Source organism: Paenibacillus oenotherae, assembly GCF_019443105.1.
GTDB lineage: Bacteria > Bacillota > Bacilli > Paenibacillales > Paenibacillaceae > Paenibacillus_Z > Paenibacillus_Z oenotherae.
This window is the reverse complement of record NZ_JAHZIJ010000055.1, coordinates 1-1,591: the sequence shown is the minus strand read 5'-3', so window position 1 is coordinate 1,591 and position 1,591 is coordinate 1. Positions and strand designations below refer to the sequence as shown.

1 protein-coding gene is annotated in these 1,591 nt (G+C 60.2%); it reads left to right on the top strand.

Going from position 1 to position 1,591, the window contains the following annotated elements; genetic code table 11:
• A partial coding sequence (locus K0T92_RS24455; RefSeq protein WP_246628414.1) for a condensation domain-containing protein occupies window positions 1-1,591 on the top strand: 1,591 nt, incomplete at both ends.

Here is a 1,591-nt window from a genome sequence, read left to right as displayed (position 1 = left end):
GGACGGTACGGTTGAATATTTGGGCCGGATCGACCATCAGGTGAAAATCCGTGGCTACCGAATCGAGCTGGGAGAGATCGAAGCGCAGCTGCTGAAGGTGGAAGGGGTGAAGGAAGCGGCCGTGCTGGCGTGGGAAGAAGCGCTGGAAGCGTATCTGTGCGCCTATGTGGTGACAGAGAAGGAGCTAGTCGCGGCGGAACTGCGCGCGGCTCTGATCGAGAAGCTGCCGGGCTACATGGTGCCGTCCTACTTTGTTCATCTGGAGCGGCTGCCGCTGACATCGAACGGGAAGCTGGACCGGAAGGCATTGCCGGCGCCGGAAGGAAGCGATGTGGCGCGAGCGGCATATGAGGCGCCGGCAACAGAGCTGGAGAAGAAGCTGGCGGAACTATGGCAGCAGGTGCTAGGCGTGGAGCGTGTCGGAAGGCAGGACCATTTCTTCGAACTGGGCGGCCATTCGCTGAAAGCGACGACGCTGGTGGCGCAGCTGCACAAAGCGTTGCATGTGAACGTGCCGCTGCGGACGGTGTTCCAGTCGCCGAGGCTGGCAGAGCTGGCGGAAGCGATCGGCGGAATGGAGAAGACGGACTACGCGTCGATCGAGCCGGTGGCGAACAGCGACTACTACGCGGTATCGTCGGCGCAAAAGCGGATGTATATCCTGAACCAGTTGGAAGAAGGGCAGATCAGCTACAACATGCCAAGCATGTACCGGGTGTCGGGGGAGCTGGACCTTGTCCGTGCGGAGGAAGCGTTCCGACGCTTGATCACTCGTCACGAATCGTTGAGAACGTCATTTGAAATCGTGGACGGAGAGCCGGTGCAGCGGGTGCAGGAAGGAGTAGAACTTCATCTGAAGGTGCAAGAGGCGGCGGATGAAGAGGAGCTGCAGCGCCAAGCGGAATCGTTTGTGAGACCGTTTGACCTGGCGCAGGCTCCACTGCTGCGGGCGGAGGTCGTGCGCGTGACGAGCGAGGATCACCTGCTGCTGTTCGATATGCACCATATCATATCGGACGGGCTGTCGACGGAGCTGATGATCGGGGAATGGATGCGTCTGTACGCGGGAGAATCATTGTCGGAGCTGCGGATTCAATACCGGGATTATGCGGCATGGCAAAGAAAGCTGGCGTCGAGCGAAGCGATGCGGAAGCAGGAGGCCTACTGGCTGGAGACGTTTGCGGGCGAGCTGCCGGTGCTTGAACTGGCGACGGACTATGCGCGTCCGGCGGTGCAGCGGTTTGAAGGCGAGGCGGTTGGCTTCGGCGTAGAGAAGGAGACGCTGGAAGGACTGAAGCGTCTGGCGCAGGAAACGGGAGCGACGCTGTACATGGTGCTGCTGGCGGCGTATACGACACTGCTGCACCGGTACACGGGACAAGAGGACATCGTGGTCGGTACGCCGATAGCGGGAAGACCGCATGCGGATTTGGAGAAGCTGATCGGGATGTTCGTCGGGACGCTGGCGCTTCGGACGAGTCCAAGTGGAGAGAAAACGTTCCGAGAGTATGTGGAAGAAGTGAAGGAGAAGACGCTGGAGGCGTTCGAGAATCAAGACTACCCGTTCGAGGAGCTGGTGGAGAAGCTGGAT